The organism is Pseudoxanthomonas japonensis (assembly GCF_043632995.1).
Taxonomy (GTDB): Bacteria; Pseudomonadota; Gammaproteobacteria; order Xanthomonadales; family Xanthomonadaceae; genus Pseudoxanthomonas_A; species Pseudoxanthomonas_A japonensis.
In genome coordinates, this window is sequence record NZ_CP171632.1 from 2,901,606 (window position 1) to 2,927,443 (window position 25,838).

Sequence of the window (25,838 nt, forward strand, 5' to 3'; positions counted from 1 at the left end):
AACAGCGAAAGGCGTCGCGGGCATGGCCCGCTCCTACAGAAGCCGGGTTCTCGCCACGATCACGCCATTGGCATCCGCATAGATCCAGTCCCCTGGCGCGATCGACACGCCGGCGAACGCGACCGGCACATCGATCTCGCCCAGGTCGCGACGATCCGTCTTCATCGGGTGTGCGGCCAGCGCCAGCACGCCCAGCGGCAGCGTCGACAGGATCTCCACGTCACGCACGCAGCCGAAGATCAGGAAGCCGGCCCAGCCGTGCTTCACCGCATTCGCCGCGATCATGTCGCCCAGCAGCGCGCGTCGCAGCGATCCACCGCCATCGACGACGATCACCCTGCCCTCGCCCGGCGTCGCCGCCAGTTCGCGCACACGCGAATTGTCGTTGAGGCAATGCACCGTCACCGCCGGCCCGGCGAAACGCGCCTGGCCGCCGAAGCTGCGGAACACCGGCTCGGCCACCTGCACGTCGGGGAACTGGTCGCAGAGGTCGGGCGTGGTCCAGGTCATGCGGCATCTCCGAGGGCGCGGGTTGACCGCATGGTAACGCGGGCGCGACACGCGCCGGGCTATGCTGGCGCGCATGGCCGACCTCTTCGCTTCCGCACCGCCCACCGCGACCGAAGGCATCCGCGTCGGCATCGGCGGCTGGACCTTCGCGCCCTGGCGCAGCAACTTCTACCCGGCCGGGCTGGTGCAGCGGCGCGAGCTGGAATACGCCAGCCGCCAGCTGACCGCCATCGAGATCAACGGCACGTACTACGGGGTGCAGAAGCCGGCGACCTATGCGAACTGGCGCGACCAGACGCCCGACGGTTTCGTGTTCTCCGCCAAGGCGCCCAAGCGCATCATGCAGTCGCGCTCGCTGGCGTCGATGCAGACGCAGGTGGAGGACTTCGTCGGCGGCATCGCCGAGCTCGGCGCAAAGCTCGGACCGCTGGTCTGGCAGTTCGAAGCCGGACGCCGCGTCGATGCCGAGGAACTCGATGGCTTCCTCACGCTGCTGCCGCGCGCGATGGACGGACGACCGTTGCGGCATGCATTGGAGGTCCGCGATCCTGCCGCGGTGGACGCGGAGTTCATCGAGCTTGCGCGCCGCCATCAGGTCGCGACCGTGTTCACCGATTCCACCGACTATCCCTCGTTCGCCGACCTCACCGCCGACTTCGTCTACGCGCGGCTGATGCGCTCGCAGCCGATCGACACCGGTTATCCGTCGAAGGAACTGGACCTGTGGGCCGAGCGCGCACGCGCCTGGTCGCGCGGCGAAGACATCGCCGAGTTGCCGCACGTGGGCGAGCGTGCACCGGCGCTGCCGCGGCGCGACGTGTTCGTCTACTTCATCAGCAGTGCAAAGGAGCGCAATCCGGCCGCCGCGATGGAACTGATCCGGCGGCTGTAGCAGCGCCGCGCGCACGAGCTGGAGCCCCCTTCTTTGTAGGAGCGTCCCATGGGCGCGATGCTTCTGCGCTTGGCGCCGCACCAATAGAGCGCATCGCGCCCCATGGGCGCTCCTGCAAAAGCGGGTTCATCGCGACACAGGCTGCCTGAGCCACCGCAGCGCGACACCCATACCGACAAGACAGGTGAAGGCCACGTAGTGCGCCGGCGCCATCGGGCCCCACGCCGTCGACAGCCACGCGATCATCGGCGGCGTCAGTCCGCCGAACACCGCGTAGGCGACGTTGTACGAGAACGACAGGCCGGTGAAGCGCACTTCCGGCGGGAATGCGGCCACCATCAACGCCGGCGTCACCCCGGTCACGCCGCAGCAGAAGCCGGCCAGCGCGTACCAGGCCACGAACTGATCGTGGTGACCCGACACCAGTGCGCCGTAGAGCGCATACGCGGACACGCCCAATCCCAGCGAGCCGGCGAGCAGCGCGCGGCCCACGCCGAAGCGATCCACCGTCCAGCCTGCCGCCAGGCAGCCGGCGATCAGTGCCAGTGTCGCCACGCTGTTGCCATGGAACGCGGTAGCGGCACCGATGCCGAAACTGGTTTGCACCAGCGTCGGTGTCAGCAGCACGATGACCACGATGGCCGCCGTCAGCTGCCACGACGCCAGCATCGACAGCAGCACAGCCGGACGGTGCGCGGCCAGCACCTGCTTCACCGGCAACTGGCGCGCGAGAAGTTTGCGTTCGCGCATCTCCACGAACACCGGCGTTTCCTCCAGCCAGCGACGCAGCCACACGGCGATGAAGCCGAACACGCCACCCAGCACGAACGGCACGCGCCAGATCCCGGCCCGCACCTCGTCCGGGGTGTAGCTCGTGTTGATCCATGCCGCCAGCAGCGAGCCGATCAGGATGCCGGCCGTCAGTCCCGCGGTGAGGGTGGCGCAGGCGATGCCAACCCGACGGCGCGGCACGTGCTCGGCGACGAAGACCCACGCGCCCGGCACCTCGCCGCCCACCGCGATGCCCTGCACCAGCCGCATCGCCAGCAGCAGGAGTGGTGCCAGTACCCCGACCTGCGCATACGTCGGCAGCAGGCCGATCAGCAGCGTCGGCACCGACATCATGAAGACGCTCAGCGTGAACATGCGCTTGCGTCCCAGCCGGTCGCCGAAGTGCGCCATCACGATCCCGCCCAGCGGCCGCGCCACATACCCCGCGGCGAAGATGCCGTACACCTGCAGCTGCGCCAGCCACGGCTCGGTCCCCGGCGGGAAGAACAGCGCGCCCAGCGCCTTGGCGAAGAACACGAAGACGACGAAGTCGTAGAACTCCAGCGCCCCGCCCAGCGCGGACAGGCCCAGGGTCCTCGCGTCATGGCGGTTGAACGGGCGGAGCGACACGGAATCCTCGCCAGACATCGGTGCTGCGTCCTCGGGCGCACGAGGCGCGGCGCGCGACCATCGCACGCGACGCGCACGCCGTCCAGCCGGTGTCAGGTGGGTGCGCGCGCAGACGCCAGGCGGCGCGCGGCGACCTTGTCCACGGCCACCAGCATCCCGCCGGAAGCCAGGAACACCCCCAGCAGCACGAGTGCGTTGAACAGCACGACGGACAGGCCGAGCTCCGCCACATCCAGGAAGGGGTAGGGGTACTCGCCCGACCTCGCGCCGCGCAGCAGTACCCAGGTCAGGTAGACGACCGGGAACGCCAGCCACGAGACCACAAGCCGCCACCGCAGGGTGCCGTGGCCGGGCGACGCCAGCCAGGCCAGCACGGACACCGCGGGCACCACGTAGTGCAGGCTGGCATCCGTCAGGCGCAGGATACCTTCCAGCTCCCAGGTGTCGCGCAGGAGCAGCGCATAGATCACGCCGGTGAGGGCGATGTAGAGCGTCACCGCGCCCCGCACGGCCGGGCGGGCGAAGAACGCCGGCCACCCGGTGAGCGCCGAGACGCAGACCAGCAGCACGGCGAGGTTGCTGAGGATGGTGAAGTAGCTGACGTAGCGCACGCTGCCCAACACCGGCCCCAGCTCCGTCCAGGTGGCGCGCAACAGCAGCAGGTACTCCACCGCCAGCGAGCCGGCCACCAGCAGTGCCAGCGCCAGCAGTGCGCGGCGTGCGAAGGGGGTAAGCGGGGCGGGATCGTGCATGGTCATTCCGCAGGGGCCTGTCCCCAAGCCACGGACGTTCCGTGCACGGCCGGCCATCGCCAGCCATGCGGGCGTCGGCGACAATGCACGCATGCCGATGACCCCGACCGCCAAAGCCCAACTGCAGATCCACCTGTGCGTGCTGCTGTGGGGCTTCACTCCGATCCTGGGCAAGCTGATCAGCCTGTCCGCCCTGCCGCTGGTGTGGTGGCGCATGCTGATCGTGGTGGTCGCCCTCGCCTTCCTGCCGCGGGTCTGGCGCGGGCTGCGCGCGATGTCGCCGAAGCTGATCCTCGCCTACTGCGGCATCGGCCTGATCGTGGCGCTGCACTGGCTGACCTTCTATGGCGCCATCAAGCTCTCCAACGCATCGGTGGCGGTGACCTGCATCGCGCTGGCCCCGGCCTTCACCTCGGTGATCGAACCCTGGCTGACGCGGCGGCCGTTCTCCTGGCGCGAACTGCTGTTCGGTGTTGCGGTGCTGCCCGGCGTGGCGCTGGTGGTCGGCGGGATTCCCGACGGCATGCGCCTGGGCGTGCTGGTCGGTGCGCTATCGGCGCTGCTGGTGGCGGTGTTCGGCCCGCTCAACAAGCGGCTGATCGACCACGGCGAGCCGCTGACGATCACCGGGCTGGAACTGGGCGCTGGCACGGTGCTGCTGACCCTGCTGGCGCCGCTGATGCCGCTGCTGTTCCCCGCCTTCGCCGGCGACCTGTTCGTGTTGCCCGGCCTGAAGGACGGCGCGTTGCTGATCGTGCTCTCGCTGGCCTGCACGCTGCTGCCCTTCGCCCTGTCGCTGGTCGCGCTGAAGCACCTGAGCGCGTACGGCGTGCAACTGGTGACCAACCTGGAGCCGGTCTACGCCATCCTGCTGGCCATCGTGCTGCTGGGCGAACAGCGCGAACTGACGCCGCTGTTCTACCTGGGCGTGGGCATCATCCTGGCCGCCGTATTCCTGCACCCGCTCGTGCAGCGACCGAAGCGCATCGAACACCCGGAAGTGCTGGGCACCTCCGAGGCCAAGAACATCGTCGACTGAACCGTCGTCGACGTCGGACGCTCAGCGCGCGACCAGCACCGGCACCGGGCTCAGCGCGATGACCTTCAAGGCGACCGAACCGACGAACAACTGCTTCAGCGCACCGCGGCCATGCGTGCCGACGACGATCAGGTCGGCCTTCGATGCCTTCGCCTGCTTGACGATGCTTTCGGCAGGTTCCCCGACCAGGTACGTCTCACGGAACGGCAGCCGCGCGCGCTTGAGCGCCGTGCGGGCCTTCCTCATCGCGTAGGCGGCGTTCTCCGCGTGGTAACTCGCCACGCCATCCTTGCCCAGGTTCAGGGCAACCGAACGCAGCAGCGGCGGATCGGCATAGAACAGGGTCACTTCCGGCGGCTCGGCCAGCGATTTGCCGAACTCGACCAGCTGACGCACCGCCGCCAGGCCCACTTCGCTTCCATCCACGGCCAACAGGATCTTCATCGTCGTGCTCCGCATGCAGGGCGAGCGCACGATGCGCCGCCGACACCGGCACGATGCGGCCGCCGGTCGCAGCCCGCATTGATCGGGATCAAATCAGGCGGCGGCCACCACCCGGTCGCGGCCGCTGCGCTTGGCTTCGTACAGCGCCTGGTCGGCGCGGCGGAACAGCGTCTCCGACGTATCGTCGCGCGAGCGTGCCGCCAGACCGATGCTGACCGACACCGGCAGGCCGATCGGCAGCAGGCCCACGCCCTGGCGCATGAACTCGCACTGCAGGCGGGCCTCTTCCAGCGAGGCGCCCGGCATCAGGATCACGAACTCCTCGCCGCCGTGGCGGGCCGCCATCCCGCGGCCCGCGGCCTGCGCCTTCAACATGTCGGCCAGCGCGACCAGCACGCGGTCGCCCTCGTCGTGGCCATGGAGGTCGTTGACGGTCTTGAAGTGGTCCACGTCGAGCACCGCGACGGCGAGCGGATCGCCGCTCTGCGCGGCTTTCCGCATGGCGCCGTCCAGTGCGGCGGCGAACGCGCGGCGGTTCGGCAGCCCGGTCAGCGGATCGGTCTTCGTCTGCTCGGACAGGTCGGCGTTCTGCTGTTCCAACTGGTCCTGGTAATGCTGCATCTGCTGCTCGTACCACGCGCGCTCCTGCAACTGGTGTCGCAGCTGCTTGCTGACGCGGCGCAGTTCCAGCAACTGCACGATCTGCCGCGACAGCGCATCCAGCGCCTGCAGCTGGAACGGCGCGAGCTCATGCGGTTGATCGTCCACCACGCACAACGCGCCGAGCGCGAATCCCTCCTGCGTCACCAGCGGTGCCCCCGCATAGAAACGGATGCCGTTGGCGGTGGCCACGAGCGGGTTGTCGGCGAAGCGGTGGTCGCGGGTCGCGTCAGGGACCACCGTCGCGGCCGTCGGATCCAGCACCGTGTGCGCGCAGAACGAGGTGTCGAGCGAGGGATCCGGGCTTCCCATGCCGACCTGCGCCTTGAACCACTGGCGGTCGCGGTCGATCAGGGTGACCGCGGCCATCGGCACGCCGCAGATGCCGGCGGCGATGCGGACCAAGTCGTCGAACGCGCGCTCGGGCTCGCTGTCGAGGATGTCGAAACCGTGCAGCGCCGCCAGGCGCGCTTCCTCGTTGTCGGGCTTGGGGGGTCGGCTCATGCCGTCTACCGGAAAGAAGACGGCCGCAGTATGCCTGCGGGTGCTGCCGAGGTAAGCCGCACTGACGCGACCGTCGTCACGCTATCGCGTCACCACGTGTCCTGCTGCGGCAGCAGGCCGCGCAGTTCCTGGTCGGTGAGGTTGCGCCAGCGTCCGGCCTTCAGGTCGCCGAGCTTCACGTTGTCGATGCGCACGCGCCGAAGCTGGGTGACGCGGTAGTCGAACGCGGCCGCCATCAGCCGGATCTGCCGGTTCAGGCCCTGCGTCAGCGTGATGCGGAAGCCGAACTTGGCGATCCGGCTGGTGCGGCACGGCAGCGTCATCTGCCCGTGCACGCGCACGCCGCGCGCCATGCCGCGCAGGAACTCGTCGGTCACCGGCTTGTTGACCGCGACCAGGTATTCCTTCTCGTGGCGGTTCTCCGCGCGCAGGATCTGGTTGACGATGTCGCCGTTGCTGGTCAGCAGGATCAGTCCTTCCGAATCCTTGTCGAGGCGGCCGATCGGGAAGATGCGCTGCTCGTGGCCGATGAAGTCGACGATGTTGTCCTTCACCGACGACTCGGTGGTGCAGGTCACGCCGACCGGCTTGTTGAGCACGATGTACACGTGCTTGCGCTTGCCGGCCTTGGCGGCGCGCTGCTTGATCGACTGGCCGTCGACACGCACTTCGTCGCCCTCGCCCACCACCGCGCCCATGCCGGCCGCGAGGCCGTTGACGGTCACGCGGCGCTCGGCGATCAGGCGGTCGGCCTCGCGGCGGGAACAGAAGCCGGTCTCGGCGATGTGTTTGTTGAGGCGGGTGGTCATGCCGCCATTATCCGGGATCGGCCGCCCGGCGGGGGCCTCAGGCGGGTTCGGCCAGCGCCCCGGCGGGCACCGCGTCCACGGTTTCGTCGACCACGAGTTCGCCGATCGGGCACGGGACATGGACGGCATAGCCCTGCGCGTAGCCGATGCCCACCTCGCGCAGCTGCGCGAGCACGGCCTCGCTTTCCACCCACTCCGCCACCGTGACCTTGCCCAGCGCCTGGCCCATCTGGCTCATGGAACGGACCAGCGCCAGGTCGGACTCGCCGCGGGCGAGATCGCGGATGAAGGCGCCGTCGATCTTCAGGATGTCCACCGGCAGGCGCTTGAGATAGGCGAACGACGACAGGCCGCTGCCGAAGTCGTCCAGCGCGATCCGGCAACCGCGCGCGCGCATCGCATCGATGAAGCGGCAGGCATCGTCCAGATTGGCGATCACCGCGGTCTCGGTGATCTCGAAGCACAGCCGCATCGCGACGCCCGGATGCCGGTCCAGCAGCAGGCCGACGTGTTCCAGGAACGCCGGATCGCGATGGACTGCGCGGACACGTTCACGTGGCACAGCTCCACCTGAGCGAGATGGCCGGGATGCCGTGAAAGGAACCCGCACACCGCATCCACCACGAAGCGGTCCACCGCCATGCCCTGGCCATAACGCTCCATCGCCGGCAGGAAGACGCCCGGCGCATGCACCTCGCCCTCGCGATCGCGCAGGCGCACCAGCACCTCGTACTGCAGGCGTCCCTCGCCAGCCAGCGGAACGATCCGCTGCGCGTACAGCAGCAGGCGCTGTTCGGCGATGGCGAGCTGCGTGTGGGCGACCCACTCCAGTTCGCGCCGTCGGCGCGACAGGCTGGGATCGGAATCGCGGTAGCAGCGGATGCGGTTGCGGCCCTCTTCCTTTGCCACGTAGCACGCCGCGTCGGCGGCGCGCAGCAACCAGTCGACATCCACCGCGTCGTCGTTGATCTCGGCCACGCCGATGCTGCAGTTCAGGCCGAACATGCGGCCGTTCCAGCGGAAGGCGTCCTCGCCGAGCGCGGCATGGATCCGCGCCATCGCCGTCTCCGCTTCTTCCAGCGTGGTGTCGTGCAGCAGCACGGCGAACTCGTCGCCGCCCAGCCGCCCCACCCAGTCGTCGCGGCGCAGTTGCGCGGCCACGCGCTGGGCGAACTGGCACAGGAAGCGGTCACCGGCCTCGTGGCCGCAGGTGTCGTTGACCAGCTTGAACTGGTCGAGGTCGATGAAGCACAGCGTGTGCCGCCGGCGGCAGCCGCGTGCGCTGCCGAGGGCACTGCCCAGCCGCCTCGCGATCTCGCGGCGGTTGATCAGGCCGGTCAGCTCGTCGTGGCTGGCCTGGTGCGCGATCTCGCAGGCCAGTTCGTGCGCCTCGGACACGTCTTCCGCCAGCACGAACACGCCTTCGCCGCATCCCGTGCGCGCGTCCACCACGGACGCGGTCCAGCGCACCCAGCGCACGTCGCCGCCGGGCCGCAGGAAACGGCGCTCACCCGGCTCGCACACGCGGTCCCAGTCGATGCCGCCCGCCGTATCGCGCGGCAGGTCGTCGGCGTGCAGCACGTCTGCCAGGCCCAGCCCGCGCAGTTCCGGCAACGGTCGTGCCAGGATCTGCGCGAGCGCTTCGTTGGCCTGGGTCAGGCGGCCCTCGCGGTCCAGCTTGAGCATGCCCACCATCGACTGGTGGAAGGCCATGCGGAACTCGCTCTCCGTCTCGCGCACGCGACGCAGGGTGCTGCGCACGACATACAGGGCATAGGCGCACAGGACGACGAACACCAGCGCGCTCAGCGCCAGCAGCACACGTCGCATGAAGTTGGCGCCATCGGCGAGCGAACGCGAGAACGCCAGTTCCTTGGGGCGCACGCGTGCGTCGATCACCATCAGCTGGCGCTGGTAGGCCTGGATGCTGGCGGGATCGAGCGCACCCCGCGCCTGCTCCGCTTCCAGAGCGTCGGCGAGCGTGACGAGATGCTGCAGTTCCACCTCGGCTTCGCGCCACAGGCGCACCGAATCGCGGAAATATGGTGCGTCGCCCAGCACGCGGTACATCCAGATCAGGCGCCCGATGTCGTCCGGTGCATTGTTGCCTTGCAGGAACCCGGCACGCGCGGCGGCGAGGTCGACGGGATCGCGCTCCAGCGCAAGCCGGCCGTCGCGATCGCCGAGGGGGATGCGCAGCGCAGCGCGTGCATCGGCGAGGTCGGCGGGCTGCGCATGGCTGGTATAGCGGTACAGGCCATGCACGGCGCGCTGCTGGGCCTTGGACCAGTGGCTCTCGCCGATGATGTAGGCCGTCGCGCCTGCCTGCGTCTCCAGCACGGCGGCCGTCAGCAGGGCGCCGAGCGCGGACAGCAGGATCAGGGCCGCCACGCGTGCAGGCAGCCGCTGCAGCCCGCGATCGTCGCCCTGACGGCCGGGTCGTCCCCGGTCCCTGGCTATTGCGTTGTCCACTGATGGCTCCCCTTGGTCCGCGCGGCAGGAAGGCTCCCGCGCCGGACCCTGCCGTCGTTCATCGGCCGCTGTCTGCATGGCTTGAGGACCCAGGCCGGATCCGGGGAGGTCGCGCCGACCAGCGGTTGCGCGGCATCAGTCCTCGCCGTCGCGCGCGGCCTCGGCATCGACCACGCGGTCGCGCCCCGCGTGCTTGGCACGGTACATGGCGCCATCGGCGCGCCGCAGCAGCGAGGCGGCATCGGCATCTTCGGTGATCAGCGTGGCCAGGCCGATGCTGGCGGTGACGGCCAGTCCGTCGACGCCCAGGCTCGCGCCTGCGGCGCTGACCTGGCTCCGCATCGCCTCCAGCCGTGCACGCGCGGTCGCGCCGCCGATGCCCGGCAGCAGTACCAGGAACTCCTCGCCGCCCATGCGGATCACGTCCGCCGGATCGCGCACCGCCGCGGTCAGCGTCGCCGCGACCGCGACCAGCACGCGGTCGCCGGCTTCGTGCCCGTGCACGTCGTTGATGCGCTTGAACAGGTCGATGTCCAGGAAACCCACCGCCAGCGTGTCGTCGCTGGCGCGCGCGTCGCGCATGTGCTGTTCCAGCCGCTTCAGGCCGGCGCGCCGGTTGGGCAGGCCGGTCAGTTCGTCGGTGTCGGCGAGCGCACGCATCTCGTCGCGCTGGCGGCGCAACTGGCCCAGGCGCAGGTTCAGCACGTACGCGCTGACGGTCAGGAACCAGGTGATCGAGAGCTGGATGGCTTCGACACGGTATTCGATCAGCAGGCAGTTGTCGGCCAGGTCCATCGCCGCCATCGCCAGGAACGGCAGCACCGCGGCGATCGCCGGCACGGCGTCTGCACGATGGCGGCGCAGCAGCGCAACGCCCAGCGCGAACACCACCACGCCCCCCATCACGAAGCCGCTGTCCATCGCCGTCGCCAGCCGCGACAGGCCCGCGGTCGGCAGCCACGCCGCCGCCACGGCCAGCGCACACAGGCCGGCGGTAAACCATGGCAGCCAGCGCTGGGTTTTCGGCCAGAGGCGTGCACCGCCGACCAGCAGCCACATCACGTACAGCAGGATCGGCAGGCCCACGCAGGAGAACGCCACCAGCCAGCGGGTTTCCTGCCCGTCGACCGGCAGCCACGGTTCGGGATAGCCGCTCAGGCCGCTCAGCACCGACTGCCCCAGCACGCTCAACGCGCACAGCAGCGCGTAACCGAAGAAGACGCGGTCGCGCGTGCTCAGGAAGCCCATCAACGCCATGAAGGCCAGCGCGATGGCGATGGCCACGCAGGCGGTGCGCACCAGCAGGCGCGCGGTGTCGAACTGCTGCACGGGGCTGGGTGCGCCGATGCGCACGGTCGGGATCCAGCCGGGTTTGAGCGGCTTTTCCCAGGCCACCTGGATCGGCTCATGGTTGCCGGCCGGGGGCACCACCACCATGCCGACGCCGGCACGGAAGCGCGAGTCGCGCGTGCGCGCGTCGTGCATGCGCCCGCAGATCTCGCGGTCGCCGTGGTGCACGCGCACCTCGCCGGCGAAGATGTTGAAGACGTTGATCGCCTGCGGCGCGCCCGACCAGCCGCCGGGCGGCGCGGGAATCTCGACGCGTTCGGTCAGTTCCGCCTGCATTTCGGGCGTGCAGTGACGCTGCGGGGCCTGTTCGGACGTGGGTGCGCCGGTGACCAGGTAGTCGCGGCCGACCTGGGGGGCGGCCAGCGCCGGGCACGACAGGGCCACGAGCAGCCACAGCCACCCCGTGATTCCGACGATTCGCCCCCTGCTCCGCTTCACTGACACTCCGGTACGTCGCCGCTTACCGACCTCCGGTGCGCTGGCGTGCGCCTACGAAATGCAATTTCCATGCCACGGCCGACGCGATGGCTGCGCCGTCACTGGATGTCCCGATGCCGGCACGCTGGCCCAGCTCCGTTCCCCGGCACGTCCGCGCCGGTGGACATCAACGGTCACTCGCGCGGCGGACCCTTGCGGTGCGGCTTGCCTGCGCCGAACGGCTTGTCGCCGCGCGGCTTGCCCTTGCCCGGCCCGCCGAACTTGCGCGGCGGCGCAGCGCCCGCGCCGGCACCACCACCCTCGCCCGGCTTGTGGATGCGGAGCTGCTGGCCGGACACCCAGACCTTCTTCAGGTGCATCAGCACCTCGCGCGGCATGCCTTCGGGCAGGTCCAGCGTGGTGTGGTCGTGCTGGATGTCGATGCGGCCGATGTAGCGGCTTTCCAGCCCGGCCTCGTTGGCGATCGCGCCGACGATGTTGGCCGGCTTCACGCCGTGGGCATGACCCACTTCGATCCGGTAGGTCTCCATGCCGACCTCGGGCGCACTGCGCGGTGCCTTGTCGGCGCGCGGGCGGTCGGTGTTGGGGCGTTCGATCTTCGAGCGCTCCGGCTTGTCGAAGCTGCGTGCCGGGCGTTCGCCCTGGCTGTCGTCGCGGCGCGGACGCTCGTCGCGCTCGCGGCGCGGCGCATTGCCGTAGGTCTCGCTGCGCACCGGGCGCTGTTCGCGCGGCGTGCGTTCCTGCGACAGCAGCAGCGGCGTGTCGCCCTGTACCAGCTGCGCCAGCGCGGCGGCGATGTCCACCGCCGGCACGTTCTGCTCGCGCTCGTAGCGCTCGATCAGCGCGCGGAATTCGCCGGCCTTGCCCGACGCCAGCGTGTCGGTGATGCGCGCCAGGAACTTCTCCACGCGGCGATCGTTCACCGCTTCCACGCTGGGCAGCTGCATCTCTTCGATCGGCTGGCGGGTGGCGCGCTCGATCGAGCGCAGCATGCCCTTCTCGCGCGGGGTGACGAACAGGATGGCGTCACCGGCGCGTCCGGCACGGCCGGTGCGGCCGATGCGGTGCACGTAGCTTTCGGTGTCGTACGGGATGTCGTAGTTCAGCACGTGGCTGATGCGCTCCACGTCCAGGCCGCGCGCGGCCACGTCGGTGGCGACGAGGATGTCGAGCTTGCCGTCCTTGAGCTGCTGGATGGTCTTCTCGCGCGCCGCCTGCTGCATGTCGCCGTTGATGGCGGCGGCGGCCAGGCCGCGCGCCTGCAGCTTGTCGGCGAGCTCTTCGGTGGCCGCCTTGGTGCGGGCGAACACGATCATGCCGTCGAACGGTTCCACTTCCAGGATGCGGGTCAGCGCATCCAGCTTGTGCATGCCGCTGACCCACCAGTAGCGCTGGCGGATGTTGGCCGAGGTGGTGGTTTTCGAGGCGATGTTCACCTCGACCGGTTCCTTCAGGTAGGTCTGCGCGATGCGGCGGATGGCCGGCGGCATCGTCGCCGAGAACAGCGCCACCTGGCGCGTCTCCGGCGTCTTCTTCAGCACGGTCTCGACGTCGTCGATGAAGCCCATGCGCAGCATTTCGTCGGCTTCGTCCAGCACCAGCGTGGTCAGGCCGGACAGGTCCAGCGAGCCGCGCTCGAGATGGTCGATCACGCGGCCGGGCGTGCCGACCACGACGTGCACGCCGCGCTTCAGCGCCTGCAGCTGCGGGTAATAGCTCTGGCCGCCGTAGATCGGCAGCACGTGGAAGCCGGGGATCTTGCCGGCGTACTTCTGGAACGCCTCGGCCACCTGGATCGCCAGCTCGCGCGTCGGCGCCAGCACCAGCGCCTGCGGGCTGGTGGCGTTGGGCTTGATGTTGGCCAGCACCGGCAGCGCGAACGCGGCGGTCTTGCCGGTACCGGTCTGCGCCGTGCCCAGCACGTCGCGGCCGGCCAGCATGGCGGGGATGGTGGCCGCCTGGATCGGCGACGGGGTCTCGTAGCCCACCTCGGTGACCGCCGCCATGACGGGCGCGGGCAGGCCGAGATCGGCGAACAGGAGGGGGGCGGGCGAAGGGGATTCGGTAGACATGCGGGAACTCCGGTGGCGTCGCGGAGCCGCACGCCGAGCCGCGTATTGTGCGCCTTCGGGGGCCTCCTGTCGCGCTGCAGCACGAACCGGGCGTCCCGACCGTGATTTTTCCGTGGCCCCGGCGAATCACCTTCCAGACCGCACAATCCACCGGGTGCCGGGATGGGAACGATCACGATCATGAACCGCCTGACCGACATGGACGCCGCCACGGACTTCCCGCAGCTGCTGCAGCGGCACCGCGGCGTGCTGATGAAGGTGGCCGGCACCTACGCCTGGCACCCCGACGACCGCGACGACCTGGTGCAGGAGATCGCCACCCAGCTGTGGCGCGCCTGGCCGGACTACGACCCGGCGCGGCCGTTCTCCACCTGGATGTACCGGATCGCGCTGAACGTGGCCATCTCCCACGTCCGCAGCCGTACCCGCGGCATGCAGCCGGAGGCCTGGCACGAGGACCATCACGACCTGGCCGACCCGCGGGCGCACGACCACGAAGGCCGCCAGCACGTCGATCTGCTGTACCGCTTCATCCAGGCGCAGCCGCCGCTGGACCGTGCGTTGCTGCTGCTCTACCTGGAAGACCGCAGCTACCGCGAGATGGCCGACGTGCTCGGCCTGAGCGAAACCAACGTCGCCACCAAGATCGGCCGGCTGAAACAGCGGCTGCGCCAGGAACTCTGACCGATGACTTCTTCCCACGGAAACGCCGCCATGGAACCCGATGACCTGAAACTCGCCTGGCAGACGCTGTCGCGCCGCCTGGAACGCCACGACGCCCTGCAGACCCATGTGCTGCTGGAGCAACGCAAGCAGAAGGCGCTGTCCAGCCTGCGCCCGCTGTTCTGGGGCCAGGTGGTGCAGACGCTGTTCGGCATTCCCTTCCTCCTGCTGGCGGCGTTGCTGTGGATCCGCGGCGGGCAGTCCGGCGGACTGCCATGGACGACGATCGCGGCCGGCATCGTGGTGCAGTTGTACGGTATCGCCACGATCGCGATGGCCGGCCAGACCCTGCTGCGCATCCGCGAGATCGACTGCACGCAGCCTGTCGTCGACATCCAGAAGCGGCTCGCCACCGTACGCCGCACCTACCTTGTCAACGGCATGCTCGCCGGGCTGCCGTGGTGGTTCCTGTGGGTACCGCTACTGATGGTGCTGGCCGGGCTGGGTGGGAACGACCTGTATGCGAAGGCGCCGGGGCTGGTGTGGATCGGCCTGGGCGTGGGCGTGGCGGGCCTGGCCGCGACGGCCTGGTTCCATCGCTGGTCGCGCGATCCTTCGCGGCCGCGGCTGGCCAGGGCGATGGAGGACAGCGTCACCGGCGGCAGCCTGCGGCGTGCGCAGGCGCGGATCGACGAGGTTGCACGCTTCGAAGCCGACTGAGCGGCCCTCGCGTAGACTGGCGTGCATGCAACGCATCGACTTCGACCTGGACGCCGGCCACGACTTCGTGGAACTCAACCAGCTGCTGAAACTGGTCGGCATCGCCGACAGCGGCGGCCAGGGCAAGGCGATCGTGGCCAGCGGTGCGGTGGCGGTGGATGGTGCGGTGGAACTGCGCAAGACCGCCAAGATCCGTGCCGGCCAAGTGGTGCGTGTCGGCGCAGTGGAAATCCGGGTGGTTGCCGCGCCCTGAAGGGGGCGCCGCGGCATACGTGCCGAGAAATCCGCGCGCAGCATTGGCGCGTGCAAGAAGCAGCTTTCAGCAACCTGCCGTGCGCCGGCGATCCTTGCTGATACCCATCCTTACGTTCGTCCCCACCCGCCAGGAAGAGACCATGTCCAGTTCCGGATTGATGATGGCGCTCGCATGCGCCGCGCTCGTCGGCGCTGCTACTGCGGCACACGCGGCGAATAACGACCGCATTCCCCCCGACGTGCAAGCATCCCTGCTGACATGGGCCGCCTCCGACTTTGCGGCGCAAGGCCATAAGCTGGACAAGGTGCGGAACGTGCATGTGCGTTACGCCGAGCAGGACACCGGCGAACGGACTTACCTGCTGTGCGGGGAGTTCATGCCCGCCAACCCCGCCAGCACGGGCTGGACGCACTTCGCAACGATCAAGACGTCGCCTTACGAGCAGTGGATCGGAGGCATGGCCGAGGTGCAGTGCGAACGCGCCTTGCCCGCGGGTGAGGGCGATCTGTCCTCGGCGCTGCAGGCACGATTGGATGCCCACGCACCGTCTACTGGACGACCGTAGGACTCCCGTCCACCCGGCGCCGTCCGGCAGTCGAGATCAGCTTCGCTGCGCGGCCCGATTCGCGCATTGGATGACAGGAGCTACCGTGCCTAGACCCACCAGACGCCAACTCACTCTGTTCCTGCCGCCGGCACAGCAAGCCATCGTCGAGCCGATCAGGCAACGACTCGATCCGCGACAACACGCTCTTGTCCCCGCGCACGTCACGTTGTGCCGGGATGACGAGCTGCCTTCTCTGGACGTAGTGGATCGTCGCCTGGCGGACCTCGGCGCGTTCGCCTTCACCATGCGCTTCAGCGGACCGCAACGCCTTGCCGATGGTGCCATCCTGCTGCGTCCGACGCTCGGCACGGATAGCTATCAGCGCGTCAGGCAATCCATCCTGGGGTCATCGGCCAAGGTCCATGGCGCGCACATCACGTTGCTGCATCCCCGCCACGCCACCGACTCCACCTTCGACCTGTCGGAGATCGCGCCCCTGCTGACTGGCCTCACCGCCACCTTTCGCATCATCACCCTCATCGAGCAATGCGCGCAGGGACCGTGGCGGGTGCGGCAGGAATACGGGGCGCTCACCTAGCCAGAGGCATCCTGCGACTCGGCAGCGGACGGCTCGCCCGGCGCTTCATCACCGCTATCGGCCATACGGTCGAACTCGGACAGCGGGCTGTCCGCCGGGCACCTGGTATCCGGAAAGCCGAATTGCGTACGCAGTTCCAGGCCGCACGCCTGCATGTCGTCCAGCCCGGCGCCCGACTTCTTGCAGGTGCTGTCGAAGCTGCGCATGAAGGCATCGCGGCGCATCACGAAGTCGTCGCCGCAGCGGCGCATCAGCTGCAGGCGGTCCAGGTCGTCCTGCGCGGCGTTGGTGCCGTCCAGGCCGTACTCCTGCAGTTCGTCCTTGCTCAGCAGGCGCAGGCGGCGGTTGGGCACGGTCATCATCAGGTCGGCCACCGCGACCGCGACGCCGTTGCGGGACAGGTAGTCCTTGACGCGGTCATAGACGCCGCGCAGCTCCTCGTTGAGTTCGGCGCGGGTGGTGGCGGTGGAGCTCATGCGGATGATGCGGTGCACGCCGACCTTGCCGGAGATCATCCGGTTGTCGCCCGCGCCCAGCACGAACACGCAGGCGCTGTGGCAGACCGAGCCCTCGCGCACCCAGATGGTCCAGCCGCCAGCGCCGATGGCGTCGCCTGCCCGGATCGCATCCTCGACCTGTCCGCCGGCGGAATCGAGGTCCAGGATGCGCTTGTGGATGCCCATGCGGCCGGCGATGTCGGCGACCCGCGTGACCAGATCGGTGAAATCGGCGGCGATCTTGCCCTGGTAGCGCAGCCGCAGCACCCCGCCCTTCTGGCACGGCGACAGCGCATCGACCACGCTGAAGAACGCCAGCGACTCCAGCGGGGTGCCGTCGCCCTCGTCGGTGTTGTATTCGGCCTGGCAGCTGATCCAGGCCTTGCCTGAAGTCACTTTCGAAAGCGGCCAGTCGGTCGTCGTGCCCGCGTTCGGGGCGTCTGCCGGCGCAGACACCACCGGCCCGGTCGACACCGCGCCGTCGCCGCGCTCGGCCTGCCTGGCCGGCGTATCGGTGGTCGATGCGGGCGGCGCCTCGGCCACGGCATCGGGCGCACCCTCGGTAGCCGACGGACCACAGGCGGCCAACAGGACAGCGATCAGCAGCGAAGCGAGGGCGAGATGGGGCTTGCGGGACAGCATCCGGTCGATCACGGCGCGACGCCAGGCCGCGAGGGCCTGGCATGGAGGGGGGCGACCTAGTCTAGGGTCAAATCGCGCGCGCCGGCCCACCGTGCGATGAACCCGGGACCGCAGGTTCGCCTCACAACAGCGCCCACAGCACCTGCAGCAGCCCCCACAGCGAGACGGCCCAGATCACGGTGCGCACGTAGGGAATGCCCGCCGCATACACAGGAACATAAAGGAGTCGCGCCCAGAAGTAGCACTGCGCACCCAGGGCGGTCGTGGCATCGCCACGGTCGAGCACCACCACCGCGAGGACGGCGGCAGCGAAGAACGGGAACGTCTCCAGGAAGTTGCGCAGCGCGCGGTCCGTGCGGGCCGCCACGCCGGTCAGCGGCGGAAGCACGGCATCGCGTGCGCCGACATTCCACTTCAGCCCGCGCTGGTGGGTGGTCAGCGCCGCGCCCAGCAACACGTGCACCAGGCCCAGGGCGACGGACCAGGCCAGCATTTTCAGTTCGATCGGCATGGCAGCGCATTCCTGGGCGAAGGGCCGCCACTCTAGCGCAGCCCGCGGCCTGCGTGCCGTACCGACCGGCGGCATGGAGACGATGTCCCGCTCGCCTCCCCTCACCACGCTGCGCTTCGCACCGGCGCAATCGATGACCCGCCGGATACGGCGTTGGCGCGGACCAGGCGGACGACGTCGGCCAGCAGCCGTGTGGCCTGTTCGCACAGGGTGGCGAACTGACCACCGGTATCCCGCTGGAAGCGGCCGGCGCAACGTCATTCGCGTGTTCATGCAGCGCGCGACATCGCAGCCACCGGATCATGGATGCGGCACGCGTGCGACGCGGCGTGATCTGCATGAATCGAACCTCGACGGCACGTCGCTGAATGCGCCGCTGCCCGGGGGCGGCATCTCCGGTCGATGGGACGCGGCGCCCGATCGCACACCGCAGCCAGCCAAAGATTGACGCAGGTCACACGTGCGCATCCGCATGACAATGCCGCTTTCCACGAACTTCCGGCCTGCACTACACGCATTTCTTCCACACCGGCGCCTCGCCTGCGGGCGAAGGGCCCTGCCCTTCCTGAACGAGGACGGTCGCGCTTGCGGCCAGCAGGTGATTTGGGTATCACAGTGCCACGGAGCGTCGGCTCCGCAGGGGAATGCATTGGCAATACACCAGGACCTTTGGCGGCCTGTCCAATGGGCACAGCGCTTTGCGGCCGCGTTCGCGTGGCTGCTGGCCGCCACGCTGACCCTGGTGGATGCAGGCAGCGGCCATTTCCTCGACGACAGCGTGCCGGTGGTCGGCGTGCTGGTGGCCATCGCCACGTGGCGCAACACACAACGTCCTGTCCGCCTGGCCGTGGCGGGCCTGCTGAGCATCCTGCTCCTGCTGCACGCGTGGCAGTTCCACGCACTGGGTACGTGCCTGGTGCTCATTGCGGCGACGGTGATCGCCTGGGCACGGGTCTGGCGCGGTTTCTGGCCGGAATTCGTCATGCGCGTCTTCGCCGCCGCCCTGCTGCTGCTCGCGATGCAGCCGGTACTGGGCGCGCTGCAGGCCGGCAGCCGCGTGCCGGAAATCGGCTGGGCGCTGTCGCTGTCGGCTCTGGCGATGTTCCTGCTGGTGTACACGCCGTCGCTGCGCGAAGGGCGCACGCTGGACATCAGTACCGAACTGGTCGCCTTCGTCCTGGCGTTCGCGGTGATCGCGCTGATCGGCTGGCACGTGCCCGGCAGCCTGGTCGGCAAGATGGGCGTGGACTTTCCGCCGATGCGACCGATCTCCACCCTGTGCGTCGCCGGCGTCGCCTTCGCGCTGCTGCTGCGGCAGCGCGAACAGGAGCGCGCCGCGTGGATCGTGCTGGCCCTGGTCACGGTGCCTTTGCTGTTCACCCTGTTGCAGACGCTGGGCGGCATCACCACACCCGTCAACACGCTGCTGCACCGGTTGGGCTGGCTGCCGAGGCCGACGCTGCCCCTGATCGGTGGCTATACCGACTACGGCGTGCTGACCGCCTGGCTGGCGGTCGCCGTGCTGCCATCGCCGTTGCAGCGGTGGGAAAGCGTGCGCTGGGGCATCACCCGCGGCCTCGGCATCGCGATGGCGTCGGTCGCAGGCATGGCGACGCTGGGACTGCTGATCCAGTTGCCGTATCACCAGGAAGGCCTGTCGATCTACCAGATATCGCTGACAGCCTCCGCCCAGATCGTGGCGCTGGGCCTGGCGCTGGCGGTGGCGGGCGAGAACTCGCTGCGCGAACGCATGTTCGGCGTGCTGCCGATGGCGGCGGCGCTGATGCTGGGCGGACTGTACTGGACGGCCGCGTCCGGCGATCGCGATGCGATGGCGCGCAACGTCATGAAGACGCAGACGGCCACCACCACGCCGACGTTCGTGCGCGGCATCGAACTGCGCCGCAGCGCGCTGCGCCAGTTGTCCGCGTCCCTGAGCGCGGCCACGCCGGAGGCCGCCGAGACCCTGTTCGACCACTACGTCCATGACATGGTCGGTGCCTTCGCCGGCTTCCGCGTGGTCCGCAGCGTGGGCGACGACGGTCGCGAGTTCCGCTGGGTGCAGCCGGGGTTCGAGGCGCCGGTGGCCCCTTCGCCGCCCGTGCCGGTTGCGGACGCGGGCCACCTGCTGCCGGTCGCGGGCGGCTGGTGGCTCACCGTCGACACCGCAGGGCGCCGCACGCAGGGCTTCATCGCGCTGGACGATTTCGTCAGGACGTTGAGCAAGGCGGTGCTGTCGGACCGGCCGGTGCGCGCTACCGCCGTGGGCATGCCGGCGGTGGAACAGGGGCAGCCGCAGGGCACGCCGCTGTCCATCGAACGCGTTTCGCTGCCGGGTCACGACGTGCAGCTGGAACTGTGGGCGCCGCCATCGCTGACCTCGTTCACGCTGCCACGCGCGCTGGTGGTCGGCGGCCTCAGCAGCGGCCTGCTGATCGCCTTCGTGCTGTTCCTGCTGGACATCTCGCGCCGACGCTCGTCGGAAGCGGCGGAAACCGCACGCTCGCTGCTGCTGGAAACCGAACGCCGCCTCGATGCGCAGCGTCGCCTCAACGATGCGGCCGCGATGGACAGCGCCACCGGCCTGCCGCGATTCTCGGCGCAGGCCAGCCTCATCGCCGAGCGGATCGCCGCGCCGGCGGCGCACGGGCACGGCCTGGCGATCGTCGATCTCGACGGCTTCGGCATGGTCAACGACTCGTTCGGACACGACGGCGGCGACGAAGTGCTGCGCAGGATGGGCCAGCGGATCTCCGCGGCCTGCGAGGGCCAGGGCGGCGTGTACCGCTACGGCGGCGAAGGCTTCCTGGTGCTGTTCCCCGACATGGACATCGACCAGATCAACCGGTGCGCGGAAGAGATCCGTCGCGCCGTAGGACAGCCGGTCGCGCTGTATTCCACCCACCCGTCGTTCACGGTCACCGCCAGCATCGGCCTGGCGCACGCACCCGAGCACGGTGCCGACCTGCAGACGCTGTTGCGCTGCGCCGACGACGCCCGCCACCTGGCCAAGCGCGCGGGGCGCAACCAGGTGCGCCTGCCGTCGGCCACCACGCAGCAGGAGACCAGCGACCGCCTGAGCCGCGTTACGGCACTGCGCGAGGCCGTCGCCCGGGGCCAGTTGAGGCTGGTCTACCAGCCCGTGGTCGCCGGCGATTCGTCGCAGCTCACCGGGTTCGAAGCACTGGCGCGCTGGCGCCATCCCGCCTGGGGCGACGTGCCGCCGTCGGTCTTCATCCCGCTCGCGGAAAGCGCGGGGCTGATGGAGGACATCGGCCACTTCGTGCTGGAGCAGGCGTGCCAACAGCTGGCGCGCTGGCGCGCCATGGGCCTGCGCACGCTGGGCATGGCGGTGAACCTGTCGCCCAGCCAGCTCGGCCAGCCCACGCTGGCACCGTGGATCGCCGACTGCCTTCAGCGCCATGACCTGCCGGCCGACGCGCTGACGCTGGAACTCACCGAAAGCGTGCTGGTGGAAGACATGGGCGCCGCGCAGGACATGCTGCAGGCGCTGCACGCGCTGGGCGTGCGGCTGGCGCTGGACGATTTCGGCACGGGGTATTCCAGCATGTCCTACCTGCAGCGCCTGCCGCTGGACATCATCAAGATCGACCGCAGCTTCGTGGACGGCATCGCCACCGAAAGCACCGACCGCGCCATCGCGCGCACCATCCTCGTGCTCGCACATGAGATGGGCATGCGCACGATCGCCGAAGGCGTGGAAACGTCCGAACAGATGCAGGCATTGCAGCAGATGGGCTGCGACGAGATGCAGGGCTACTTCTTCGGCCGACCGATGGAGGTCGACGAGGCCACCACGCTGGCGCGCGGCGAACTGCGCCACGCTGCGGGCTGACGCTCAGCCGCGCAGCAGGCCGTTCATCGCGGCCGTGCCGCCGCTGTCGGGGAACACGCGGCCGTCGAGCGTCGCGCGAGCGATGCCGAGGTGATCGCCCACCACGCCCTTGAACACGCTGCGCAAGTCAGCGGTCGCGCGAAGGTCGCGCCCTTCGTTGAGTTGCGATGGCGACAGGCCAGGCCAATCGCCGGCGACCCGTCCGCCGGCGACGGCGCCACCGGCCAGCATCGCCAGCGTGCCGGTGCCGTGGTCGGTACCGCCGGTGCCGTTCACCGCCGCGGTACGACCGAACTCCGTGGCCACCACCACCACCGTGCGCGACCACGCCTCGCCGATGCCGTCATGGAACTGGCGCAGGCCCTGGTCGAGTTCGGCCAGCTTGCGCGCCAGCACCGGCCCCTGCTGCGCGTGCGTGTCCCAGCCGGTGTTCTCGACGAAACCAACGCGCGGCCCGCCGTTCGCCGCCATGAAGCGTGCCGCCGCGGCCATCGCCTGCGGCAGGCGCGCGACGCTGCCGCCGGCCTGCATGCCCTGCGCGGCGACCGCCTGTTCGAACGGATGCGCGAGCTTCGGATCGGCGGCATAGAGCGTCTGCAGACGCTGCAGCAGGATCGGATTGACGTCGTCGGGCAAGGGCGGCGACCACGTCGTCGCCTCGGCCGGACCACGCAGGATCAGCGGCATCACCGTGCTGACCGACAGCGCACGCGATGACGGCAGCGCGGCCACGCAGCGGTTGAGCCAGCCGCCGGACGCGCCGCCGGTGGCGGCCGTGCCGCTCTCCAGGTTGTCCTGCGCTTCGAAGTGCGAGCGCTGCCGGTAGGGCGGCGCCACCGCGAGCACGGGCATCCATTCGCGACGCGCATACAGCTCATGGCTGAAGGCCAGCGCCGGATGCAGAGCGAAATCCGCATCCAGCCGCCGCGCATCGGCCACGGCCAGGCGACCGCGCAAGGTCGCGTGCTGCGGATCGCCGGTGGGGACGACCGCATGCAGGCCGTCCAGTCCACCGCGCAACAGCACGACCAGCAGGCGCGTATCGCCGCGTCCGCTCGCCTGCGCGAAACGCGGCCACAGGCTGAGCGTGGTGGCGGCCGCACCGGCGGTGAGGAAATGGCGTCGGGTGATCGACATGGTCAGGTCCTCCACTGGAAGGCGGGGCTGGCGAACAGCAGGGCGAGTCCCTCGCGAGGAGATTCCGCGCGCCGCAGGGCGGTCAGCGTGTCGGCATCGGGCGCATCGCCGAACACGACCGCCGCGGTGCGCAGCGGATCGGGATCTTCGCCTGCAGCGGTTTCCGCCAGTGACTGCGCGGCCTGGATGCGCTTCCACACCGCATCGGCGCCGCTCCAGTCGGCGGCCGCATCGGCAAAGCCTTCCGGCGAGCGCGGCGTGAACGGCGGTTGCCCCAGCCGGCCCAGCAGGCCGGCCAGCACGCGCGGCTGTGCGATCGTCGCCGTGCCGGTACTGCGCAGCGTCGACACGACGAAGTCGTCCGGCGTCTTCAGTTTCCGCGCATCGCCGGACCACGCCTCGTCGCTGTCGATCAATGCGGCGTACACCGGCCGCAACGCACCGCCGTGCCGCTGCCATGCGGCGGCCATGCGCTCGATCACCGCCGGCGGCGGCGTGTCGCTGATGAAATGCCGCGCCAGCTTGCCGCAGACGTGGCGTGCGGTCGCCGGATGCACGGCCAGGTCGCGCAGGATCGCGCGTCCCTGCGCCTCGCCGTCGGCGGCGTAGCGGCGGCCGAGCACCTGGCGCGTGCCGGCCTCGTGCGCATTGGGACGGAACTGGAAGCTCGCATTGCCGTCGCCGGCCTGGCGGCCTCGCGCCGCCGGCACGCTCCAGCCGGTGATCGCGCGCGCGAGTTCGCGCACGTCGTCCTGCGCGTAGCCACCGTCGACGCCGAGCGTGTGCAGTTCCAGGATCTCGCGCGCGAGGTTCTCGTTCAGGCCGGCGCGTGGCGCCGCATCGTCCTGCGCGCGCCGCCGCTGCCGCTCGGCCAGCCGCGACTGCTCGCCGACCGAGCGTACGTTGTCGAGGTAGCGCAGCATCGCCGGATGCCGCTCGACCGCCAGCAGCAGGTCGGCGAAATCGCCGGTCGCATGCGGACGGATCGCTTCGCGCTCCATCGGTGCGGCGTAGAGCGTCGCCGTGCGCTTGTCGACGGAAACGGCGAAATGGTTCGACCAGAACCGTACCAGCCGTTCGACGAAATCCTGTTCGGTCACGACCGCCTGGCGATAGCGCCATCCGAGTTCCGCCTGCTGCTGTCTGCCGAAGCGTTCGCGGAATCCCATCGCCGCCTCGCCTGGCTTGCCTTCCTCACGCATCTCGCGCCGTTCGCGCCGTTCGCGCAGATAGTCGTACTCCGCCTGCAAGTAGTCCGCGCTGGACGACAGTGCCGCCGGGGACGTCGCAGGTGGCGTGCCCAGCTGAGACTGCAACCAGGCGCGCGGATCGTCGATGCGTTCGAGCGTCCCCGGTCGTGCACCCAGCCCGAACCGGTTGGCGGCGCTGACGGCTTCACGTCGGATCATGCTGGGGCTCCGTGGGTACGACAGGAGTTTCAACGCGCCGTACGCGCACGCGTTGACATCGCGCCGACCAGCTTCAGCGATGTCGTCGCGGATTCACTCGCGTGAACAAGGGTGGTTAGCGAGCTTCTCCGCGCAGCTGCGCGAGGAAGGCGCGACCCGCGGGGCCCGGCGGCGCGTCCTTGCGCCAGACCGCACGCATCGGCATCTGCGCATAGCGCGGATCGGCGTCGGCGAGGCGCAGGCGCTTCAGGCGTCCCGCGGCGAGGTCTTCTTCGACGATATGCAGCGGCATGTTGCCCCAGCCCAGCCCGGCGCGCAGGAACGCATGCTTCGCGCCCAGGTCCGCCAGACGCCACGTCAGCGGCGACTGCACCGCGAAATCGCGGCCGGCGGTCAACGGCGTGCGATCGGTGAGCACCAGCTGCACGTGCCCGACCAGCGTTTTCGTCGGCACTGCACCGCGCACGGCCGCCATCGCGTGCGAGGGTGCGACCACCGTGACCAGCGGAACCGACAGCAACGGCTCAACCGCCAGCGCGTCGGGCAGTTCGGGCAGCGACCCGACGACGCCCAGCCCGCAGACGCCCTCCAGCACGGGCTGGATGACGCCACCCAGCACTTCCACATACAACCGCAACGGCGTGTGCGGGAAGGCGGTACCGCTGTGGGCGGCCGCGCGCGTCAGCGCCTGCATCGGGAACATGACGTCCATCGCCACCGACAGTTCCGGTTCCAGCCCCTCGGCGACGCTCCGTGCGCGGGCCTTGAACGTGTCCATGCGCTCGGCGACCGCGCGCGCTTCCACCAGCAGTGCGCGGCCGGCATCGGTGAGCTGCGGATAGCGGGCGCTGCGGTCGAACAGGGTGACGCCGAGTTGCAGCTCCAGGTTGGCCAGCGTCTGGCTGACGACGGATTGCGCACGCCGCAGCTTGCGTCCGGCGGCGGAAAAACTGCCCTGCTCGGCCGCCGCGACGAAGGTGCGCAGCTGGTCGAGGGTAACGGCGTCGAGCATGTATCGCTCCAGACGATGGATTTCATCGAAATATATAGGCTTCCGGGATGCATGGCGACGGCCTAACCTGCGCCCCGTACCCGCTGCACCTACCTCGTTCCCCGGAGTCCATCATGTCCACCGTTACCGCCCCGCTCACCCATACCCCTGCCCTTCGCGGCGCCGCCGACCTGGCCGGCCGCACCCTGCTCGCATCACTGTTCGTCATCTCCGGCCTCGGCAAGCTGGCCGCCTATGCCGGCACCGCCGGCTACATGGAATCGGTCGGCGTCCCCGGCGCCCTGCTGCCGCTGGTCATCGCGCTGGAAGTGGTCGGCGGCGTGGCCATCGTCGCCGGCTACCGCACGCGCATCGTCGCCAGCCTGCTTGCCGCGTTCTCGATCGCCAGCGCGGTGATCTTCCACAGCAACCTCGGCGACCAGATCCAGCAGATCATGTTCCTCAAGAACATCGCCATCGCCGGCGGCTTCATCACGCTGGTGGCGCGCGGCGCCGGCGGCTGGAGCGTCGACAACCGCTGATCCATCGCAGCCCTGCGACAGCACGGACGCCGGCCTCGCGCCGGCGTTTCCGTGTCCGCGACGGGTGCGGCCCGCACGTCGGTACAAGCCCCACCGGCGGGGGTATGCGAGCGTGCAGGCTGCCCC

Annotated in this window: 22 protein-coding genes and 1 pseudogene; 9 read left to right on the plus strand and 14 right to left on the minus strand. The window is 69.7% G+C overall.

Features of this window, described 5'->3' with window-relative positions:
- Window positions 1–33 precede the first annotated feature (33 nt).
- Complete coding sequence (gene rraA / locus ACGHX3_RS13560; protein WP_394695280.1) at window positions 34–510, minus strand: ribonuclease E activity regulator RraA; 477 nt, start codon at window positions 508–510, stop codon at window positions 34–36.
- Between the two features lie 73 nt (window positions 511–583).
- On the opposite strand from rraA, the gene ACGHX3_RS13565 reads away from it, so the two are divergent.
- The gene (locus ACGHX3_RS13565; protein WP_394695281.1) at window positions 584–1,402 is read left to right on the plus strand and encodes a DUF72 domain-containing protein; all 819 of its coding nucleotides are present in this window, start codon (window positions 584–586) and stop codon (window positions 1,400–1,402) included.
- 126 nt (window positions 1,403–1,528) lie between these two features.
- Here ACGHX3_RS13565 and ACGHX3_RS13570 read toward each other — a convergent pair whose 3' ends face one another.
- Together ACGHX3_RS13570 and ACGHX3_RS13575 are read right to left on the minus strand one after the other, a co-directional pair.
- Window positions 1,529–2,821, minus strand: coding sequence for an MFS transporter (locus tag ACGHX3_RS13570; RefSeq protein WP_394695282.1), 1,293 nt, complete (start codon window positions 2,819–2,821; stop codon window positions 1,529–1,531).
- A gap of 74 nt (window positions 2,822–2,895) precedes the next feature.
- Window positions 2,896–3,555, minus strand: a complete 660-nt coding sequence (locus ACGHX3_RS13575; protein ID WP_162338607.1) for a Pr6Pr family membrane protein — start codon at window positions 3,553–3,555, stop codon at window positions 2,896–2,898.
- 91 nt (window positions 3,556–3,646) lie between these two features.
- On the opposite strand from ACGHX3_RS13575, the gene ACGHX3_RS13580 reads away from it, so the two are divergent.
- Complete coding sequence (locus tag ACGHX3_RS13580; protein ID WP_394697294.1) at window positions 3,647–4,594, plus strand: DMT family transporter; 948 nt, start codon at window positions 3,647–3,649, stop codon at window positions 4,592–4,594.
- Window positions 4,595–4,615: 21 nt separating this feature from the next.
- Here ACGHX3_RS13580 and ACGHX3_RS13585 read toward each other — a convergent pair whose 3' ends face one another.
- The 6 genes and pseudogenes from ACGHX3_RS13585 to ACGHX3_RS13610 all read right to left on the minus strand — a co-directional run bounded on the left by ACGHX3_RS13585 (window position 4,616) and on the right by ACGHX3_RS13610 (window position 13,343).
- Window positions 4,616–5,038: a universal stress protein gene (locus ACGHX3_RS13585; protein ID WP_394695283.1), complete on the minus strand. Its 423-nt coding sequence runs from the start codon at window positions 5,036–5,038 to the stop codon at window positions 4,616–4,618.
- A 93-nt stretch (window positions 5,039–5,131) separates the two neighbouring features.
- Window positions 5,132–6,202, minus strand: a complete 1,071-nt coding sequence (locus ACGHX3_RS13590; protein ID WP_394695284.1) for a GGDEF domain-containing protein — start codon at window positions 6,200–6,202, stop codon at window positions 5,132–5,134.
- Window positions 6,203–6,291: 89 nt separating this feature from the next.
- A complete protein-coding gene (locus tag ACGHX3_RS13595) occupies window positions 6,292–7,011 on the minus strand; it encodes a pseudouridine synthase (protein WP_213600464.1) in 720 nt (239 codons plus the stop codon).
- Between the two features lie 37 nt (window positions 7,012–7,048).
- Window positions 7,049–9,561, minus strand: a pseudogene (locus tag ACGHX3_RS13600) (putative bifunctional diguanylate cyclase/phosphodiesterase).
- Window positions 9,562–9,618: 57 nt separating this feature from the next.
- Window positions 9,619–11,271 (minus strand): diguanylate cyclase domain-containing protein, encoded by a 1,653-nt coding sequence (locus ACGHX3_RS13605; RefSeq protein WP_394695285.1) that lies wholly within the window; start codon window positions 11,269–11,271, stop codon window positions 9,619–9,621.
- 173 nt (window positions 11,272–11,444) lie between these two features.
- The gene (locus tag ACGHX3_RS13610; protein WP_394695286.1) at window positions 11,445–13,343 is read right to left on the minus strand and encodes a DEAD/DEAH box helicase; all 1,899 of its coding nucleotides are present in this window, start codon (window positions 13,341–13,343) and stop codon (window positions 11,445–11,447) included.
- 180 nt (window positions 13,344–13,523) lie between these two features.
- On the opposite strand from ACGHX3_RS13610, the gene ACGHX3_RS13615 reads away from it, so the two are divergent.
- From ACGHX3_RS13615 to ACGHX3_RS13635, 5 genes are all read left to right on the plus strand, one after another.
- Window positions 13,524–14,027, plus strand: a complete 504-nt coding sequence (locus ACGHX3_RS13615; protein ID WP_394695287.1) for an RNA polymerase sigma factor — start codon at window positions 13,524–13,526, stop codon at window positions 14,025–14,027.
- Window positions 14,028–14,057: 30 nt separating this feature from the next.
- On the plus strand, window positions 14,058–14,726 hold the full coding sequence (locus ACGHX3_RS13620; RefSeq protein ID WP_394695288.1) for a serine/threonine protein kinase: 669 nt from the start codon (window positions 14,058–14,060) through the stop codon (window positions 14,724–14,726).
- A 25-nt stretch (window positions 14,727–14,751) separates the two neighbouring features.
- Window positions 14,752–14,979, plus strand: coding sequence for an RNA-binding S4 domain-containing protein (locus ACGHX3_RS13625; protein WP_313929600.1), 228 nt, complete (start codon window positions 14,752–14,754; stop codon window positions 14,977–14,979).
- A gap of 142 nt (window positions 14,980–15,121) precedes the next feature.
- A complete protein-coding gene (locus ACGHX3_RS13630; protein WP_213600470.1) occupies window positions 15,122–15,547 on the plus strand; it encodes a hypothetical protein in 426 nt (141 codons plus the stop codon).
- An 85-nt stretch (window positions 15,548–15,632) separates the two neighbouring features.
- Window positions 15,633–16,127: a 2'-5' RNA ligase family protein gene (locus ACGHX3_RS13635; RefSeq protein WP_394695289.1), complete on the plus strand. Its 495-nt coding sequence runs from the start codon at window positions 15,633–15,635 to the stop codon at window positions 16,125–16,127.
- On the opposite strand, the gene ACGHX3_RS13640 is transcribed toward ACGHX3_RS13635, so the two are convergent.
- Together ACGHX3_RS13640 and ACGHX3_RS13645 are read right to left on the minus strand one after the other, a co-directional pair.
- A complete protein-coding gene (locus ACGHX3_RS13640) occupies window positions 16,124–17,278 on the minus strand; it encodes a hypothetical protein (protein WP_394695290.1) in 1,155 nt (384 codons plus the stop codon). The two genes, ACGHX3_RS13635 and ACGHX3_RS13640, sit on opposite strands and share 4 nt — an antisense overlap.
- Before the next feature lie 109 nt (window positions 17,279–17,387).
- Complete coding sequence (locus ACGHX3_RS13645; protein ID WP_213600473.1) at window positions 17,388–17,777, minus strand: MAPEG family protein; 390 nt, start codon at window positions 17,775–17,777, stop codon at window positions 17,388–17,390.
- A 649-nt stretch (window positions 17,778–18,426) separates the two neighbouring features.
- Here ACGHX3_RS13645 and ACGHX3_RS13650 point away from each other — a divergent pair.
- The gene (locus ACGHX3_RS13650; protein ID WP_394695291.1) at window positions 18,427–21,633 is read left to right on the plus strand and encodes a putative bifunctional diguanylate cyclase/phosphodiesterase; all 3,207 of its coding nucleotides are present in this window, start codon (window positions 18,427–18,429) and stop codon (window positions 21,631–21,633) included.
- Between the two features lie 3 nt (window positions 21,634–21,636).
- Here the strand turns inward: ACGHX3_RS13650 and ACGHX3_RS13655 are convergent, their stop codons facing one another.
- The 3 genes from ACGHX3_RS13655 to ACGHX3_RS13665 form a co-directional block, all read right to left on the minus strand.
- Window positions 21,637–22,770 carry a DUF1501 domain-containing protein gene (locus ACGHX3_RS13655; RefSeq protein WP_394695292.1) on the minus strand — a complete coding sequence of 378 codons (1,134 nt, stop codon included), beginning with the start codon at window positions 22,768–22,770 and terminating at the stop codon, window positions 21,637–21,639.
- 2 nt (window positions 22,771–22,772) lie between these two features.
- Complete coding sequence (locus ACGHX3_RS13660; protein ID WP_394695293.1) at window positions 22,773–24,179, minus strand: DUF1800 family protein; 1,407 nt, start codon at window positions 24,177–24,179, stop codon at window positions 22,773–22,775.
- 115 nt (window positions 24,180–24,294) lie between these two features.
- Window positions 24,295–25,191 carry a LysR family transcriptional regulator gene (locus ACGHX3_RS13665; RefSeq protein WP_394695294.1) on the minus strand — a complete coding sequence of 299 codons (897 nt, stop codon included), beginning with the start codon at window positions 25,189–25,191 and terminating at the stop codon, window positions 24,295–24,297.
- 113 nt (window positions 25,192–25,304) lie between these two features.
- Between ACGHX3_RS13665 and ACGHX3_RS13670 the strand changes: the two genes are divergently transcribed.
- Complete coding sequence (locus tag ACGHX3_RS13670; protein ID WP_394695295.1) at window positions 25,305–25,712, plus strand: DoxX family protein; 408 nt, start codon at window positions 25,305–25,307, stop codon at window positions 25,710–25,712.
- Window positions 25,713–25,838 lie beyond the last annotated feature (126 nt).